This window comes from Polaromonas sp. P1_G2 (assembly GCF_056405515.1).
The window spans coordinates 1-490 of record NZ_JBFUBY010000980.1; the positions used below are offsets into that span (position 1 = coordinate 1).

Annotated in this window: 1 protein-coding gene; it reads left to right on the forward strand. The window is 64.5% G+C overall.

The window, feature by feature from the left end; translation table 11 throughout:
• Window positions 1–490, forward strand: a 490-nt coding sequence (locus tag AC1D0P_RS28650) for an efflux RND transporter permease subunit (protein WP_477679831.1), incomplete at both ends; no start/stop codon positions are given.

Here is a 490-nt window from a genome sequence, read left to right on the forward strand (position 1 = left end):
GAAATACAGCATTCCGTTCGACACGACGCGCTTCGTCTCGGCGGTGGTGAATGACGTCTATCACACGCTGTTCGAAGCCGCGCTCCTGGTGCTGGTCGTCATCCTGGTCTTCCTGCAGGATTGGCGCGCGACGCTGGTGCCCGCCACGACGGTGCCGGTGACGATTGTCGGCGCCTTCGCCGCCATGGCGGTGTGCGGCTTTTCGATCAATCTGCTGACGCTGTTCGCCATCATCCTGGCGATCGGCATCGTCGTCGATGACGCGATCGTTGTCGTCGAGGCGGCGGCGCGGCATATCCGCCTTGGCCGAACGCCGCATGATGCGGCGATCGCCGCCATGAACGAGCTGTTCGGGCCGATCATCGGTATCACGCTGGTGCTGCTCGCCGTCTTCCTGCCCGCCGCCTTCCTGCCCGGACTGAGCGGCCAGATGTACCGGCAGTTTTCCCTGGTGATTGCCGCGACCGCCCTGATCAGCGCTGTCAACGCC